The organism is Methanocalculus pumilus (assembly GCF_055382585.1).
Map to the genome: position 1 here is coordinate 2,008,769 of NZ_AP042393.1, position 17,216 is coordinate 2,025,984.

Sequence of the window (17,216 nt, forward strand, 5' to 3'; positions counted from 1 at the left end):
CAACCGAAAAAGAGTGGTGAGAAAGAAATTACACACAAAAAAAATGATTATTCCATCCCCCTTCACTCCCGCCGTCTGTATCCAAACACAAGGAGCCCTGCAGCAACCAGACCAAACGGTGCAAAGATGAGCGGGGCAGGGGTCGGTTTTGGCATGTCAGGCAGAGGAGTTGACGGGAGAGGCGTCTCCTCAACGATGATCACATCAATCTCATCGCTCTCGATCACAATCCCGGGCTCCTCCTCCACCACAGGTATCGGTGTCGGCTCAGTCAGCTCTACAACAGCCCCATCCTTCTGGAGCACAATGGCAAAGAGCGAGAAGCCGGGTGTTGTCGCCCGGTACCGTGCCAGATCGCCGTCCATACCGATAAAGACTGTCGGGAGCTGCTCCCACTCGCCATCCACAAACCGCATCAGCGCAACATCAGTCCTCTCCATTCCCATCGCAGTCAGATATCCGCCAGGAAGATGGAACACAATCTCTGCCCCCTTTTGAATATGCGGCAACGTATTTGGGTTTGGGGTGATATCGAAGTACTGGTAGACTCCGGGCTTGGGTGGTGCAACGCCATCCGGGAGGAACCGAACCTGATCCACGGCGATGATTGCAGTTGTGAGATCTGCATCAGCAGTAAACGAAATCGATTCGATCGGAAGACCCGAGTAGGTCAGAACCGTGCCGGAACCTGCCATAACGTTAGAGGCAACCGCAGTCCCATGACCTCCAGGATCATCTGATGGTGTTGGTGGAGCCGGAGTCTGCTGGAGTGAGTACCCGGAGAGTGTTGTAAAGACCAAATCAGACGTCCCGCCCCCGATCTCCCACCAGAGATACCCATCTTCAGGAATATTCATCCTGAGAGTCGCGGTCCCGTCTGCCATGGTGCTTTTGATATCCACACCTCCGTAATCTGAGAATTGATCGACGTCAGATAAGAAATAGGGATTAATACTGGAATAGGTCAGGTAGACGGGAACACCCGCTTCACCACCGGCCATCCTGACCCGCACATCAACAGAACCGGGCCGTTCAATAAATTCGGGGGGCGGATTCGAAACAACAAGCGGAGTAGCCCCAATCAGCATATAATATGACCACCAGTTCCCCTGGCTATATGCACCCCGGTAAAAGTAATCTTTTATACTAACAGTGGTCTGATAGGAGCCATAGGGCTGAGCATCCATATACCTGCCTGATCCGGTGATATGCTCAGAGAGGAGAGAGGCTGATTGTGAGAGATACTCAATTGGGAGACCAATCTCCCCAGCGATATTCTTCCGTGACACTTCAAATATCGCAGGCCAGTCAGTCACTTCAGGGCCAAGAATTGAGACACTGGCAGTGAGGAGTCCTCCACCCTCAGGTTCAGCATACTGACCGGCCATGACCACACGTTCATACGGGGGATACACAAACGCATAGTCATAAGTATCTCCAGAAAGCCCTATGATCTGGATTTCATTCTTCTCCCATGCATCCTCAAACCGGATTCTGACAGGGAGCGTCGCATACCCGTACCCATCAGACCCGGTCATCACAACAGCAGACTGATCAGCGGTATATAGGTACACCTGCCCCTGTACCGGCAAACCTGTCAGTGGGTCCTCAAGATAACAGGTGACATGCACCCGATCTCCGGGGACGATACTCCGCAACTCCGGCGAGTAGCTCCCTTCCCATTCAGCACTGACAGAGAGGAAGCGGGATGCTTCAGATGAGGGAGCGATCCCATGATATAAAAATGGCCAGAGATCGGCGACAATGAAGGTAACACTCTCACCATACAGGGCATACCCCATATATGCACCAGCAGGTACCGGCAGATCTACCTTTCCGATACCATTCCTCAGCTCAAAAGGAACAACGGTGATATCCAAGTCCATACTCTCAATCTCAGCAGAGAGCTCTTCAAACTCATTGATCCCCCCTCTGATATCACCTTTCATAAGGCGGTTCATCTCAGCGGGGAAGCGCTTTGAGAGAGAATGGACATCTGCTTCAGAAATCCAGATGACCGGAAGCACCCGATCCCCATCAGGAGCCGGTCCGGCATTCAGATATGAATACTCCTTCACCAGAAGCCGTGCATTACCACCGGAAACTGCTCGTGTTATAACAGGGCTCAACACGCTGATGGTCTCGTCAGAATCATAGAGATCAAGGCGACCTGCAGAGAGAACCTGTGATTCATCAGCAACCGGTAAGATCTCGATTACGCCCAGGTGTGAGGTGATTGTTGATCCATCGATAACAAGCTGAATCATTCCATTGAGAGGAGTGAGAACCTCATTTACATACTCCTCATCATTATGGCGAATAATAACACGCAGATCACCAGCATAAGGTTCCATTGTCTCTGGATTGACGATTGTATAGCTGATCGGAATAACCGAATCTGCAAGCGCTTCGTATACCTTCTCTGGCGTATCGATCAGGAGCGTCTCCACGGGATCCAATGCTTCAGCATGTATCCATCCGGAGACTGAGTTGCCATGGGCATCAGTCACCAGGTACTCATACGTGGTCTCATACGGAACAAACGATGCCATCGCCATACCAGAGACGTCTGTTGAAACAGTTCTGTTGAGGGACTCACCGTTTTCATTCCAGACACGGAAGTGGATCGCTTCACCGGAAACGGGCAGCTGATCCCATGATAGTGCAGTGATGGTATTGGGCTCACCAATCTTCAGGCCACCATATCCAAACCCGGCATGAAGACGCGGGCCTTCATAAACAGGAGGATCAAGCGGAACAACTGCATTCACTGCCGCCCATGCACTCACCCTTCCGTACCCATAACTCATATCATGGCCTTCCTCACCAGGATCAACCGCTGTCGTCGTCAGGAGAGACCTGATCTCATCAGGGATCAGATCCGGATCTGCCTGAAGCAGCAGAGCCGCAATCCCCGAAACATGCGGGCAGGCCATTGAGGTGCCGGAATTAAAACGATAGATCTCACCCTCCCTTGTCGATGCCGATATGATAGAGGAGCCGGGTGCAACAACATCCGGCTTGATCCGCATATCTGCCCCCCAGCCCGAGGGTCCGCGGCTGCTGTAATCTGCAATATAATCTTCTTCAAACCCTGTTGCACCGACCGCAATCACCTTCTCAGCTGCAGCAGGGCCACCGATTGTCCGAAGACCATACTCTCCTTCGTTTCCAGCGGACGTTACAATAGTGGTTCCATCAAAGACGATCTCATCTGCCGCACGGGAAAGAATACTTGCTCCATTATCAGCATAGAGGACAATCCATTCAGTGTCGATAGGTCGCTCTTCATGTATCCGGACCCATCCATCTTCAGGATCAGCTATCCAGCCGATCTCCTCTGAGGCATCATCATAAAACCCAATCTCGGGGATTGCCATCCTGTCAATATACCACCCCGGCCACACAACCGATTCATCTGTCTCATACCGGAGCCTGAGATCAAGAAACACCTGCTCATTACAGGTCTGGTTTATGTAATCCATCAGGTCAACTGAATAGAGATCTTCACCAACACCAGTATATTCGATTACCGAAACCCATTGATCATGCTCATCTGACCAGACCTCGACAAAACCATAATCCCACCCGGTTTCGATTGAGTACCAGGTGTATAACTCAAACGTGAGGCTCTCCAGGGTATCGATCTGATCGGTCAGGTTGAACCTCTGGTAGAGAGTATTATCGAGATTATTGCCTTTCCCCGAATACCAGACCAGATTGCTCTCATTCACAGGGGTTCCGGCAAGGTGCAGTGTCCATTCACCTTCCTCAAGAGGCTCTTCACCAATGTATTTCAGCAGAACTTCGTCAGAAGAAAGTGCAAAATCAAACCAGTCACAGCTGACACCAGGATAGACGGATCCATCCGGTTTTTTCATGGTGATGGTAAGATCATCATGGAATTGCGTATCTGCCCATAACAGAATAAATGAGGGATCAAAACCGTCATTTTCATTGATGATCTCAAAGGATATGTCGATCTCACCCGTACTGTTAAGTGAACCGGACCACGAATATTCATCATATCCTATCACGCCCCCACTGAAGGAGATGATATCGGCGCCAAGAAGAACAGCGGTTTCAAATCCTTCAATAACCGTGGACAGTGATGCGGATCCTTCCTGTGAAAAGACTTTAATCCCGATCAGATCCGCACCCGGCGCAACACCGGTGATGATACCCCCAGCACCGGATCCTGCAATCGTTCCTGCACAATGGGTGCCGTGCCCATGATCATCATAGGGATCTTCCCTGCCATTCACAAGATCGGCCCAGCCAACCACTTTTCCTGCAAGATCCGGATGTTCAGCATCGATACCGGTATCAACAACCGCAACCGTCACCCCGGTACCATCGACCCCGTTTGACCAGACTTCGGGGGCCTCAATCCAGGAGACACCCCAGGCAATATCCTCTGTATCATAGCCGGATGGATCTATCGAATCAACGTCACTCGAAAATGGAGTGAAAAACCGCAGACTGCCTTTCATATCCGCAGATCCAGCCACCCGATCAAGTGTGACGATTCTATCAGGTACTACCCCTGCAACATCAGGCCGGGCAGAAACCTTCTGCTGCTCTTCAGGGGTAAGAGCTGTTGCCAGCGCATTCACCGACCAGAGCGTGGTCACCTCCCTGGCACCCATGCGTGTAAGAGAAGAGATCACATCCTCCTGGGATTCAACAGCAAAGAGGGCAAGATCAACTGGCCTCTCCATTGAATGGGGCTGCTCTTTCATAAAAACAATTACGTTCTCTGCCTCAGAATCAGACGGCAAAGCAGCCCCAATTCCCACAAAAAGAGAGAGAAGAAGCAGAAGGGAAACAATAAGCAGACGTGTGACCATTGGAATTATACCTACAATATACATTCCACCATCCTATTTAAATAATGATAGTGGAGATTGACGATCGTCTTCCGGTCAGGTTGGTTATCCGCAGTTTCCCTCGCAGAGAAGGTAAAAGGATTCAATCTGCAGTATCTGAAAAAAAAAAGGTTTTTTAGGATATCGTTTTATTCACTCTGGTCTGAACTCAACGACCAGCCGGATGCCTGTCCTGTCTTCTCCATTGATATCAATATCAATGAAAGACGGGCTGCAGATGAGATCTCGTCCATTCGGTGCAACGATGCCACGTGCAATGGCAATCGCTTTGATAGCCTGATTCTGTGATGAGGCACCGATCGTCTGGAGTTCAACCTTCCCTCGTTCTTTAATAACAGCGACCAGAAGACCTGCAAGATTCTTTGGAGATGACTGGGCTCCAACTTTAATCTTCCCGTCCTTGATATTCTGCGGCAGCGAGTTATTTTCTACACTGTATCTGGTCTCGTCACTTATAGGGTGTTCTTCAGTTTCAATATCATTTGTCATGATTGTTACCTCCAATGTGTCTGGAACAGTATCATCTTTTTATGTTGTTTCAGCCTTTCCCACCCACCATGCATACAAGCATCACCGGGAGGCTGAAATCACAATACATGATAGTTTTTGATTAAATAAATAGCTTCTGGACGGATTACAGGGGGAAATAATGCCGGGATATTCATAAAAGTAAGCTCTCACCCCCGTCACCATCAATCACCATTACTGTTTAGAAGCATCATACTTATCAAAACGGTTGAGAAGACAATCTGCACCCCGACTAAAAGGAAAGCTAGTGACCAGACGGCATTTGCAATCTGGAATAAGTGTCCGTATCCTGATGCAACCCACTGTCTGAAGATATCAAAGCCGATGATAAGTCCTCCGAGAATACTCATCCCACCTATGATAAAACCCCTCTCCAGTGTATGATAATCCATAAATCTCTCGATGAAGCCGCTTCGTTCACTATACCCATAGAGGGCAGAATAGACCCAGATAACAATTCCCATCAGCATCGTCTGCACACCTCCTATGAATGCAAGAGATGCCAGAATGAAAGAGTGGAGATACGATGTCTCGATATCACCTTTAAGAAGGAAGAAGAACATCATTGATATGCCAAAAATTGCAAAGAAAAGACCTGGCAAGGCCAGGAATGGCCCTGGACGATAGAAGAGCATAAACCTGATATGCCGCCATCCATCCGAGAAGCTATCGAGTTTTGATGGTGCAACACGTGGATAATAGTGAATCGGTACTTCTGTTATTGAAAGATCTGCCTGAGCTGCCTCAATGATCATCTCAGACGCAAATTCCATCCCACCGGTTTTAAGATTCAGCCGATCAAGTGCGTCCTTCCTGATGATCCGAAATCCGGAGTGCGCATCAGATATGCCGATGTGAAAAACCCGGTTCAGAACCCATGTGAGGAACGGGTTGCCGACATACTGGTGAAGCCAGGGCATTGCACCCGGTAAGATTTCACCCCGTAGGCGGGATCCCATAACCATATCTGCCCCTTCTTCTTCAAGCGCATCAAGAAGCTTTGGGAGTTCGAGAAAATCATAGGTATTATCAGAATCACCGATGGCAATATATCTCCCCCGTGCCTCTGCAAGACCGGTCAGATAGGCATTACCATACCCGTGTTTCTCTGGATGGACAACAATAGCTCCAAGCTCCCTGCTAATTTGAGCTGTTTTATCTGTGGAAGAATCGGAAACGATGATCTCGCCGATGATACCGCGATCAGAGAAGACCTTCTGGATCTTTTTGATACAGTCTCCAATAGTCTTCTCCTCATTTAAGGCAGGAAGAACAACCGAAAGATCAATCTCCTGATCAACTGCTGGTTTATAGTCACGATATGGTGTCGAATCCATCTTCAAAGCCAAGTATCTTGTTTCTCTATTCTTCTTTCATCGTGGACTAATAGAAGCTTCCGATTATGATCATACCATTATGCCAGATCATGATTATTTCACAAAATGAACAAGAAATACCATATATTCACGCAATCAGATTGGAAGCAGAAAAGGAAATAATAGATATGAATTGAGAAACATTCAATGAATTACTGCCGCTTTTTTCCAAGCATTATGAGAGCCGAAACGGCAAGAGCTCCCGGAAGTGCATAAACCAGTGGAGACTGCTGCTGTTGTGGCTGTTCGCCCATTCGTTCAAGTGCAGCATCACGATTTATCTTCGCCTGCTCATGACCAGGTTCCAGCCTGATGGCTTCTTCATACGAGGCAACAGCTTCGGAATAACGACCAAGGTTTGCAAGTGCCACCCCGCGATTATCCCAGGCAAGGTAATAGCCCGGTTGAATCTGAATTGCCCTGTCAAAGGATGAAAGAGCGGCATCATACTGGCCAAGCTCGTTCTGGGCAACGCCTTTTGCAGTCCACGCAAGGAAATGGTCAGGGTTGGCAGCAATTTCTTTATCAAATAATTCAATTGATTCAGCATAGTTACCCTGATTCGCAAGTACCAGTCCCTGGTTATAATACTCACTCATAGGAGCACCGGATACTGCCATCGGAATGCACATAAGTGCGAAAAATACCAGAAAATAATAGATTCGTGAACCTTTACTCAAGCACTGCATATATACATGTAGTTAATAGGGCATTATTAGGATACCGGTATTGAGAGAATAGGTAGGTTTCATCACTCCTGCAATCCGATTGTAGAGGAGGGTAAGATGACAGACGAGACGATACGGAAGAAGTTCATCAGGTGGACCGAGGAGCGGCCGGAATTTTCACTCACCTCATTCTTTAAAGAGGCAAACGATCCACGAGGACACCAGCATATGCTCAGTGAGATCCTGCCACTCCTCTCGGGATGTGGGTGCGAGATGGTGAAGGAAGATCTGGATCTGATCATCAGGTGGAAGCAGGCAGATCCATGCCCACCACCGGCTACGCCTGAAATACGGAAGGTTGAATCTCCCGTTCAGACCGCCATAGAATCATTCATCACCGCAAAAACCGGAAAGCCATGGAGCGATCCTGCCACCCTTGACCGGATACGGGAGGCGATCATCGCCCAGAAAGATTCCTACTGGAAGGAGGGGGATGAACGTGTCATCAGGTACACAACCGGATACAGCATCTTCGCCTATCTCGCCTATCATTTTCCGGTCTATTACATCCAGATGCGCCACCTCCTCCGGGAACTGATGAATGACGGCCTGCTTCCCCAGAGGATGGCAGTCCTTGATGTCGGATCCGGTCCGGGAACAGTAACACTCGCCCTTGCCTCACTCTTAAACGATATGCCGGGATGCCGGGCAACAGTCCACGCAATCGAGCATGCAGGCGAGTTCATCGAGGCATATAAGCATATTGCAATACCCATTTCAGAGAAGAACAGAGGAATAACAGCTCCCCCGCCATCGGCAACCGATATTACAAACCCTCAGTCACCCCTCCCTGAAGGCCCCTTTGACCTGATCGTCTGTGCCAATGTGCTCAACGAGATCCATGATCCGGCGGTCCGTGAAGAGACAGTCATGCGGCTTGCCGGGAGGCTCCGGGAGAACGGAACGCTCCTCATCTGCGAGCCCGCCGATCTCGCAAACGCAACCGCGCTCCGCGATCTCTCCCGCCGCCTGAAAGAACGTGGCCTTCCCATATATGCACCCTGCAATGATATCCGGGGTGTGCCCTGCCAGGTGGAGCGGTGCTGGAGCTTTATCGCCCTCCCCGAGGTGGCACCGACACGGCTGATGAACGCAGTTGCAGATAGCGATGAGCCGTTCCGTTTCTATAACACCGATATCAAGACTGCGTTTGCGATCCACAGAAGAGATGGAAGAAAAAAGATTGGCTACCGTGTCCCACCCGGCACCAAAGCTGAGCGGATATCCCGGCTGTCACGTCATGAAGAGAAGAAGATCAATATCATTGCATCAAAGATCTCAGAGAATATCGGCGATTCCGGCACCTTCCTCTACCGGATCTGTGACGGCACCGGAAGACGCGAGGCATATGCCGCACTCCCCGCCTACCATATAACCGAAGAGAATGCGGCACTCCGTCAGGCAGCATACGGATCGGTTCTCAGGTTCAACCGGGTGCTTGTCAGGCATCATAAAAAATACGATGCATACCATCTGCTCCTGACAAAAGAATCCTCGGTTGAGCTGATCGAAGGGGAGCTGCCGGAGGGGGAACAGGCTCCCGTGCGGGAGGCAAGGCAGGAGACAAAGAAGGCAGTTAAACGCAGGAAAGAAGAGAGCGCCAAGGCAAAAGGGAAGAAGACTGCCCGGCGATGAACGGATTTGTCCGGAACAGGCCGACTGCACCATCACTTTTTTTGCGAATCCATTATCTATACCGATCCAGATACAGTAGCATCAGCGAGGAAGAAAGATGGTTATGGAGAAAGGAGAGGGGGGGAGAGGGCAGATCGAGACTGCACTTGCCGCAGGAAGTCTTGCATGGTGGATATGGGATGTGGCAACAGGCAAGGTCGATTACAGCCCTGAAAAGGCAACGATGCTTGGGTATGACCCATCTGATTTTCCCAATACCGTCTATGAGATAACCGATCTGATCCATCCCGATGATCATGAGAAGACAATGGATGCCATGCAGGATCATCTCACCGGAAAAAAAGCATTGTATGAAGCCGAATACAGGATAAAAACGATAGATGGGGGGTACATCTGGTATTATGACAGGGGGATGATCACACAGCGGAATCCTGACGGGAGCCCGGCAACCCTCACCGGGATCGTGATCAACTTCGATCCCTGGAAGAAGGCAGAAGAGGCGATCCGCCTTGCCAATACCAAATTAAACCTGCTCTCAAGCATCACCCGGCATGATATCCTCAACTCGGTGACCGCCCTCCTTGGATACCTGGATTTTGCCATGGAAGAGGCAACACCGGCAACAGAGGAGTTCATTCAGAAATCGCTCACCCAGGCAAAGACGATCCAGCGGCAGATCGAGTTCACCCGTGATTACCAGAATGTCGGGATCACGAAGCCCGGCTGGTTCAATATCCGTGATCTTGTGGAGAACGCATCGTCCCAGCTGAACCTTGCAGGAATATCCATAGAGGTACAGGTTCAGGATATTGAATGTTATGCCGATCCACTCATCGAGAGGGTCTTTTACAACTTAATCGAGAATGCCATCCGACATGGGGGGGAGATCACGCGTATCGCCTTTTCGAGCCGCAACCAGGATGGCGGAATCGCCATTCTCTGTGAAGATGATGGATCGGGAGTCCCGGAAGATAAGAAAGAGGCGATATTTGTGAGAGGATACTATACCAATACCGGGTTTGGCCTCTTCCTCTCACGCGAGATCCTCTCAATCACCGGGATGAGTATCACCGAAGAGGGTATCCCCGGCAAGGGGGCCCGTTTCGCCATCCATATCCCGAAGGGATCGTATCGCCGGGTCTGACGTGGAGCTAAGGGGTTTTCCCAAAAGACCGTCCCATATTACCTGACGACCCGTTCAACCTCGAAATCATCCATATCAGGGAAGATCCGCTTGACAGCATCGCGGGCGGATGCGAGATAGACCACCTCTATATCGGCAACAGTCCTGACGGACTCATTCAACACCTGGGGTGATTCGATCGGAGGAACCATAGGATCCTTCCGGTAATACCGGAAGACACGTCCTTCACCACCAAGGCCGAAGAGGACGCGGTTTAAGGTTGCTTTTGAGACCGACTGATCGATCTTCGGGTGGATGGCAGCAGCGATCTCATGGATGGATCGTGGCCGCTTGTCCTTGAAGAGAGCAAGGATCTGCTCAAAGATCTGGGTGCGGACAGCCCGATCACCGATGAAACGGAGGCGGGAGGTCAAACAGGTCGCCAGGCATTCATCTGCATCGACATGGACGGAGTTGATCTCATCCAGATCGCGGAGGGTGACAAGGGGATGGCCGGTTCTCCGGTCGGTGATGATCCCCTCCACCACATCACCTTCGAGCGATTCTATGAATTTCTTGAATGAGGAGAACCCGATCTTCTTCTCTGAGAAGGCGGGATTGATCCTGATCAGCTGGTTCTTCAGATCCGAGAGAAACACCGGGCCTTCATCAGTTCTCGTCTTCACAAACCGTATCAGAAGTTCACGTGCTGCGATCCGGTCGCCCTCGATGATCGCCGGATCGTCATCCAGTGCTGGATCAATGCCGGAAGCGGCATTCAGGCCGAGGAGCTCGTCAAGCGACTGGAACTTCGTACAGTTCTCCTTGATGACGCTCCCGACAGAATTATCAAAACCCATCACATAGACCATCTTTCCCCGTGCACGGAGCCTGCGGATCAGGGGGATGAAATCGGTGTCGCCTGACCCGATGATAAAAAGACCGATATGCGGAAGAAGGATCATATCCTCAAGGACATCAAGGGCCATATCCATATCCGCACCGTTCTTTCCCCGGGCACTCGTCTGGGGGAGATGCCGCATCTCAAACCCGTACTTGACGAGCTTCTTCACATCAGCCGCACACTCACCCACCGACCAGTCCGCATAGGCTTTCCTGATGCAGATATCCCCAAGCGATGCAGCATAATCGATGATCGGGCCGAGCGAGAGGGGAGTATCCAGTGCAGGATACGACTGCCCGGCAGAGACTGCGAGGTTCTCGTAATCAAGATAGATGGCACAGAAGAGAGCCCCCTCTTCGGCAACATGTTCTTTTTCCATGGTATCAATCCCCAAAAATGCAGTATTTCCTTCCTGTTATTCTTACGGGAGACAAGAAAAAGGAGTATGGCGGGTTCCCTGAGATAAAAGGGATTTCAGGGAGGGAGTTATGAGCGGATCTCTCTTCCCTTCAGCCAGATGCCACGCTCAGAAACAACACGCCCGACAACGGCTGAGCCGGGGACCATCTTCAGGATCGTTTCGACACTCGCCTCCGGGACGATTAGGGCATAACCCATCCCCATATTGAAGGTCCGGTAGAGCTCCTCTTCAGTGACATTACCCTTCTCTGCAAGCCAGGAGAAGATCCCGGGAACCGGCATCGGTTCATCGAAACTGAAGCCGAACGGCCCGACCCTGAGGAAGTTCAGGAGCCCGCCGCCTGTCACATGGCACATCCCATGCACCTCGCAGGTACGGCAGATGGAGAGCACCTCAGCATAGATCCGGGTGGGGGTGAGGAGGGCTTCACCAACAGTTCTGCCATCCGGGAGAACCGCATCGTAACCACCATTCTCAAGTGCAATCTTCCGGGCAAGCGAGAAACCGTTCGAATGGACGCCACTTGACGGCAGGCCGACGATCAGATCCCCGGGAGCAACGGCTGATCCGGTGATCACACTCTCGCGTTTCTGAACCCCAAGACAGGTCCCTGCGAGATCGAGGCCATTCACAAGCCCTTTGAGGGTTGCAGTCTCGCCCCCGACGATATTCATATTCGCCTGCCGGGCACCCTCGTTCAGGCCGGATCCGATCTCCTTCATCTTCGAAGGATCAAGGGAGTCGGTGGCGATATAATCGACAAATGCCACCGGTTCAAGGTTCATCACATAGAGATCATTCACATTCATCGCGATACAGTCGATTCCGACTGTTGACCAGTCCGAGAGGGCATCGGCAACCAGCATCTTGGTGCCGACACCATCGGTTGCGAGGGCGAGAAGATAGGGGCCAAAGTCGATGAGGCCTGCGAAATGGCCGAGATCCCCGGCCATCCCGAACTCTCCATTCCGGCGGAACGTAAGCGATCCGATCAGTGCTTTTACTGCTTCTGCTTCAAGATCGATATCGACACCGGCATCACGGTATGTTGCGTTACTCATTACAAGCCTCCGATAAGCGGTACTCATCATGGAGCACCTTGACGGCACGCTGACCATCTCCTTCCTTCACGACAAACGAGACATTCACTTCAGATGACCCTTGTGTGATCATCATCACATTCACCCCTGCCTCTCCAAGAGCAGAGAAGATCCGTCCGCTTGTGCCGGGGGTGCCCGCCATTCCCGCACCGACGACAGCGATGACGACGATATCCTTGTCGAAGGTGATCTCCCGGACATATCCCTGTTTCTGGATCTCGGTGAGCCCTTCAATCGCATTCATCAGATGATCCTCGTCGATCACGAGGGTGATGTTCGCTTCTGACGACCCTTGTGAGATGAGCATCACATTCACCTCGCGTTCTGCAAGTGCCGAGAAGATTGCCCTTGCAACACCGGGGCGCCCAGCCATCTGCGCACCGCCTATTGTGAGGAGCGCCACCTTCCTGATGATAGAGATCGCCTTCACCACACGTTTCTCACGGTGTGCCGTCTTCAGAACGGCTGTTCCTGCGGCAGACGCATTGAAGGTATTTTTGACCCGGACCATGATATCGCTCATCATCGCAGGTTCAATCGATTTCGGGTGGAGCACTTTTGCACCGAAATAGGAGAGCTCCATCATCTCGAGGAACGATATGGAGGGTATCACCCGTGCTTCGGGGATCATCCGCGGATCAGTCGTCATCACGCCATCGACATCGGTCCAGATCCAGATTTCATCCGCATTGATACCGGCACCGATGATCGAGCCGGTATAGTCTGAACCGCTCCTGCCGAGAGTGGTTACATATCCCTCTTCGCTGCATCCCATATATCCCATGATCACCGGAACACAGTCCGGAAGGAGGGGCAGAACACGGCTCTTAATGCGGGTATAGCTTTCAGGAAGGGCAACCGCGCCCCCATGGCAGGAGTTCGTAACGATCCCCGCCTCGCACCCATCCAGCACCGTTGAGGGGATCCCCGCCTGATTCAGTGCCGCCGAGACGACGGGGGCAGAGAGCCGCTCACCAAACGATACGATATAATCCCGTGATCTCGGTGTCAGTTCCCTGAGCGTATGAAGGGCTGTCAAGATATGCTTCAGCTTCAGAAGCCGATCATCGATGTATGCCCCGACCTCTTCAAGCGAATCCGGGGCAACCACCTCGAGTGCCTTCATATGCCGTGATCTGAGCGCGTGAATCAGTTGCTCGATCGGGGGGTTTTCTGAAGTGGTGACGACCTCCTCAGCAGTGGCGATGAGCTGATCTGTTACACCGGTCATCGCTGATACGACGACCGCAAGTTCATCTCCCCTCTCCCGGTGGGTCTTCAGGATATCGACCACGCGGGCGATAGCCTGCTCATCTCCAACCGATGTGCCGCCAAATTTCATTACAAGCCTCATTTCTGGCTCACCAAACCCCACGATGTATTTTAAGTTATTTCACGGCAGATCATTATAATACGATGGGTGTGATTACGACGGAGGATTGCCACGTTCTTGTAATAGGAAGCGGAGGTGCCGGAATCAGGGCGGCACTTGAGGCAGCGCAGTATGGAGAGACGATCCTGATTGGAAAGACAATCGCCGGGAAAGGCGGCTGCACCGTGATGGCGGAAGGCGGCTATAACGCGGTTTTAAAGGAAGCAGACACGATTGTCGGCCATTTTGAGGATACGCTCAAAGGCGGCGCCCACTTAAATGACAGGACATTAGCAGAGGTGCTCGTGAATGAAGCGCCGGATCGGATAGCTGATCTCATCAGGATGGGTGCAGTCTTTGATGCAGAAGAGAGCTGTATGATCGCCCAGCGTCCCTTCGGCGGTCAGCGGTTTCCCCGTACCTGTTATGCAGGAGACCGAACCGGACACGAGATCGTGATGACGCTCCTTGAGCGGCTCCGCGCATCTGACGTGATCATCCGAAACGAGATCACCGCCCTTGAACTTGCAACAGAGGGGGGGCGTATCTCTGGTGCGATCACCTCGACACGGGACGGCGAGATCGGAGCAATCACAGCAGATGCAGTGGTGCTCGCAACCGGCGGTGCCGGGCAGATTTACGATATCACCACGAACTCGACTGCCGGAACCGGGGACGGCTATGCACTCGGGTACCGGGCGGGGGCTGAACTTATTGATATGGAGATGGTGCAGTTCCATCCAACAGGTGCAGTCCATCCCTATGATGCCCGGGGAAGGCTGATCACCGAGGCGGTGCGGGGCGAAGGAGGCATCCTGAAGAATGTCCATGGCGAGCGGTTCATGTCCAGGTATGATCCAGAGAGGATGGAGCTCTCTACAAGGGATGTGGTGGCACGCTCGATCGCAACCGAGGTGCTCGAAGGAAGAGGGACAGAGAGAGGCGGAGTCTGGCTTGATGTCACCCATCTTGCGCCGGAAGAGATCGAGGCACGCCTCCCCTCGATGCTCGAACAGTACCTTGCCTTCGGCGTTGATATCCGGAAGGAGGCAATGGAGGTCGCCCCCACAGCACACCATATGATGGGCGGACTCAGGATCACACCCAACTGTGAGACAACCGTTCCGGGGCTCTTTGCCTGTGGAGAGGTAGCTGGCGGCGTCCATGGCGCAAACCGGCTCGGCGGCAATGCCCTTGCCGAGACACAGGTCTTTGGGCGGCGGGCAGGAGAGGCGGCAGGGCGATCCCAAAAACAGAAGAAGAGGATCGATCCAAAACAGTTTGAAGCTGTTGAAGAGAAGATCGCCCGATTCGGAGAGGGTGAGATGAAGCCCTCTGAGTGTGTTGCAAGGATGAAACGGGCGATGTGGGATGGTGCCGGGATCTACCGGACCGCCGCTGCCCTCACCACCACCCGCGAGGCGATCCTGGATCTGGCAGCCTCGCCGCTCGCTGCATCATCGGGGCGTGAGATCCTTGACGCATGGACCGCACAGAATATGCTCCTTGTTGCCGGGATGATCCTGGACGGGGCACTGTTGCGGCAGGAGTCGCGGGGGGCCCATGTCAGAACTGATTGCGCTGTCCGTTGGAGCGTTGAAGACTCACCCTATGGCCATACCCGGATATCGCCATCATACCGGGGAATTGAACTGCACGGGAGGATAGCATGAAAGAGATGATACTCACCATCCAGAGGTTCGACCCCTCTAAGGAGGCAGAACCACACCAGGAGACCTACAAAGTCTCGGTAAATGATGGTGCACGGGTACTTGATGCACTGGATGAGGTCAGGCGAATCCACGACCCCTCGCTCCTGTACCGCTCATGCTGCCGTGCCGGGCAATGCGGCTCATGTGCGGTGCGGGTGAACGGGAACCCGACCCTTGCCTGCATGGAAGAGGCAACAGACGGGATGATCGTGCTCCCGCTGGAACTCCCGGTGATCCGGGATCTCGCAACCGATATTGCACCGGTGCTTGAACGGCTGGCAACAATCCTCCCCTCTGATTCACCGCAGGGCCTCTCCAGAGAGGAAGTGGCATTGATCAAGCCACTCCGTGAATGTATCGAGTGCTTAAGCTGTGTCTCAGCCTGCCCTGCACTGAAGGTCGTTGATTTTGCAGGACCGACTGCGATGCGGCAGGAGATGCGGTGTGCCCTTGACCCCCGGGATTCAGAGGATCGGATCACCGAGGCGATAGGCAGGGGGCTCTTTGCCTGCACCACCTGCCACCGGTGTGTCGAGGTCTGCCCCAAAGAGATTGAGATTCCCGGAAAGGCGATCGAGAAACTCCGTGAACGGGCAAACCGTGCCGGGCTCACCCTCCCACGCCACCAGGCAGTTGCCGGACTCATTGAACGGACAGGCAGGAGTGTCGAGAGGACAGAGGAAACCTTCCTCGAACAGGTGCCCGAGGTGATCGAGCCGGATGGCCCTGTGAAGATGACGGTCGGGTTCTTTGTCGGCTGCATGTTCAACGGGCGTGTCCCGCAACCTGCACTGGATGCAATGGAGGTCATGAAGAGAAACGGCATCCGGGTGATCATCCCTCATGAACAGGTCTGCTGCGGATCACCGCTCATCAGGACAGGGCAGACAACAATTGTGTCGGACCTGAAGAAGAAGAATATCGAGGCATTCACCTCACGCGGGGTTGACATTGTCATGACGATGTGTGCCGGGTGCGGGGCGACCCTGAAGAAGGATTATGAGACGCCCTTTACCGTGATGGATATCACCGAGGTGCTGATGAAGGCCGGGATCGAGCCACCGGCAAAACTCCCGATCTCGGCGACCTATCACGATCCCTGCCATCTGCTCCGGGGACAGGGAATAAGCGAGCCCCCACGCCACCTCCTCTCGATGGTTGTGGAGAACTATATCCCGATGCCAACCCAGTGCTGCGGGGCAGGCGGGGGGGTCCGATCCGGCCAACCTGAAGAGGCAGCGGCCCTTGGAAAACTCCGGGGAGAGGCGATTGCAGCAACTGGTGCTGATATCGTCGTCACCATCTGTCCCTTCTGCGAATTCCATATCCAGGAACAGACCAATAAACCGGTGAAGAATCTGGCGACGCTGCTGCTTGAAGGATACCGGAAGAAGGATCTGGAGAAATCCGGAGATTGATTGCCCGGCT

At 52.6% G+C, this 17,216-nt stretch carries 11 protein-coding genes; 4 read left to right on the forward strand and 7 right to left on the reverse strand.

The annotated features are described in order from the left end of the window. Positions 1–62 precede the first annotated feature (62 nt). From ACZ44I_RS10585 to ACZ44I_RS10600, 4 genes are all read right to left on the reverse strand, one after another. Positions 63–4,742, reverse strand: a complete 4,680-nt coding sequence (locus tag ACZ44I_RS10585; protein WP_464550096.1) for a S8 family serine peptidase — start codon at positions 4,740–4,742, stop codon at positions 63–65. Positions 4,743–5,021: 279 nt separating this feature from the next. Then, positions 5,022–5,378, reverse strand: coding sequence for a stage V sporulation protein S (locus ACZ44I_RS10590; RefSeq protein WP_464550094.1), 357 nt, complete (start codon positions 5,376–5,378; stop codon positions 5,022–5,024). Positions 5,379–5,581: 203 nt separating this feature from the next. Next, positions 5,582–6,754, reverse strand: a complete 1,173-nt coding sequence (locus tag ACZ44I_RS10595; RefSeq protein WP_464550092.1) for a glycosyltransferase family 2 protein — start codon at positions 6,752–6,754, stop codon at positions 5,582–5,584. A gap of 191 nt (positions 6,755–6,945) precedes the next feature. Further along, positions 6,946–7,392: a tetratricopeptide repeat protein gene (locus tag ACZ44I_RS10600; protein ID WP_464550090.1), complete on the reverse strand. Its 447-nt coding sequence runs from the start codon at positions 7,390–7,392 to the stop codon at positions 6,946–6,948. A gap of 186 nt (positions 7,393–7,578) precedes the next feature. Between ACZ44I_RS10600 and ACZ44I_RS10605 the strand changes: the two genes are divergently transcribed. Both ACZ44I_RS10605 and ACZ44I_RS10610 read left to right on the forward strand, forming a co-directional pair. Beyond that, positions 7,579–9,156: a small ribosomal subunit Rsm22 family protein gene (locus tag ACZ44I_RS10605; protein ID WP_464550088.1), complete on the forward strand. Its 1,578-nt coding sequence runs from the start codon at positions 7,579–7,581 to the stop codon at positions 9,154–9,156. A 97-nt stretch (positions 9,157–9,253) separates the two neighbouring features. Beyond that, a complete protein-coding gene (locus tag ACZ44I_RS10610) occupies positions 9,254–10,300 on the forward strand; it encodes a PAS domain-containing sensor histidine kinase (RefSeq protein ID WP_464550086.1) in 1,047 nt (348 codons plus the stop codon). A 38-nt stretch (positions 10,301–10,338) separates the two neighbouring features. Here ACZ44I_RS10610 and ACZ44I_RS10615 read toward each other — a convergent pair whose 3' ends face one another. The 3 genes from ACZ44I_RS10615 to ACZ44I_RS10625 form a co-directional block, all read right to left on the reverse strand. Beyond that, positions 10,339–11,562: an NYN domain-containing protein gene (locus ACZ44I_RS10615; protein WP_464550084.1), complete on the reverse strand. Its 1,224-nt coding sequence runs from the start codon at positions 11,560–11,562 to the stop codon at positions 10,339–10,341. Between the two features lie 107 nt (positions 11,563–11,669). Next, on the reverse strand, positions 11,670–12,665 hold the full coding sequence (gene purM / locus ACZ44I_RS10620) for a phosphoribosylformylglycinamidine cyclo-ligase (protein WP_464550083.1): 996 nt from the start codon (positions 12,663–12,665) through the stop codon (positions 11,670–11,672). Next, positions 12,658–14,058 (reverse strand): aspartate kinase, encoded by a 1,401-nt coding sequence (locus tag ACZ44I_RS10625; protein ID WP_464550081.1) that lies wholly within the window; start codon positions 14,056–14,058, stop codon positions 12,658–12,660. Before ACZ44I_RS10625 ends, purM begins: the two co-directional genes overlap by 8 nt. Positions 14,059–14,120: 62 nt before the next feature. On the opposite strand from ACZ44I_RS10625, the gene tfrA reads away from it, so the two are divergent. Beyond that, the gene (gene tfrA / locus ACZ44I_RS10630) at positions 14,121–15,749 is read left to right on the forward strand and encodes a fumarate reductase (CoM/CoB) subunit TfrA (protein WP_464550079.1); all 1,629 of its coding nucleotides are present in this window, start codon (positions 14,121–14,123) and stop codon (positions 15,747–15,749) included. Continuing rightward, complete coding sequence (tfrB, locus tag ACZ44I_RS10635) at positions 15,746–17,206, forward strand: fumarate reductase (CoM/CoB) subunit TfrB (RefSeq protein WP_464550077.1); 1,461 nt, start codon at positions 15,746–15,748, stop codon at positions 17,204–17,206. The genes tfrA and tfrB overlap by 4 nt, the downstream gene beginning before the upstream one ends. Positions 17,207–17,216: the final 10 nt, after the last annotated feature.

Bases quoted from the DNA above. Each gene is read 5' to 3' on its own strand.
- ACZ44I_RS10585 (WP_464550096.1), bottom strand. From the start codon at position 4,742: ATGAAAGAGCAGCCCCATTCAATGGAGAGGCCAGTTGATCTTGCCCTC.
- ACZ44I_RS10590 (WP_464550094.1), bottom strand. From the start codon at position 5,378: ATGACAAATGATATTGAAACTGAAGAACACCCTATAAGTGACGAGACC.
- ACZ44I_RS10595 (WP_464550092.1), bottom strand. From the start codon at position 6,754: ATGGATTCGACACCATATCGTGACTATAAACCAGCAGTTGATCAGGAG.
- ACZ44I_RS10600 (WP_464550090.1), bottom strand. From the start codon at position 7,392: ATGAGTGAGTATTATAACCAGGGACTGGTACTTGCGAATCAGGGTAAC.
- ACZ44I_RS10605 (WP_464550088.1), top strand. From the start codon at position 7,579: ATGACAGACGAGACGATACGGAAGAAGTTCATCAGGTGGACCGAGGAG.
- ACZ44I_RS10610 (WP_464550086.1), top strand. From the start codon at position 9,254: ATGGTTATGGAGAAAGGAGAGGGGGGGAGAGGGCAGATCGAGACTGCA.
- ACZ44I_RS10615 (WP_464550084.1), bottom strand. From the start codon at position 11,562: ATGGAAAAAGAACATGTTGCCGAAGAGGGGGCTCTCTTCTGTGCCATC.
- purM (WP_464550083.1), bottom strand. From the start codon at position 12,665: ATGAGTAACGCAACATACCGTGATGCCGGTGTCGATATCGATCTTGAA.
- ACZ44I_RS10625 (WP_464550081.1), bottom strand. From the start codon at position 14,058: ATGAGGCTTGTAATGAAATTTGGCGGCACATCGGTTGGAGATGAGCAG.
- tfrA (WP_464550079.1), top strand. From the start codon at position 14,121: ATGGGTGTGATTACGACGGAGGATTGCCACGTTCTTGTAATAGGAAGC.
- tfrB (WP_464550077.1), top strand. From the start codon at position 15,746: ATGAAAGAGATGATACTCACCATCCAGAGGTTCGACCCCTCTAAGGAG.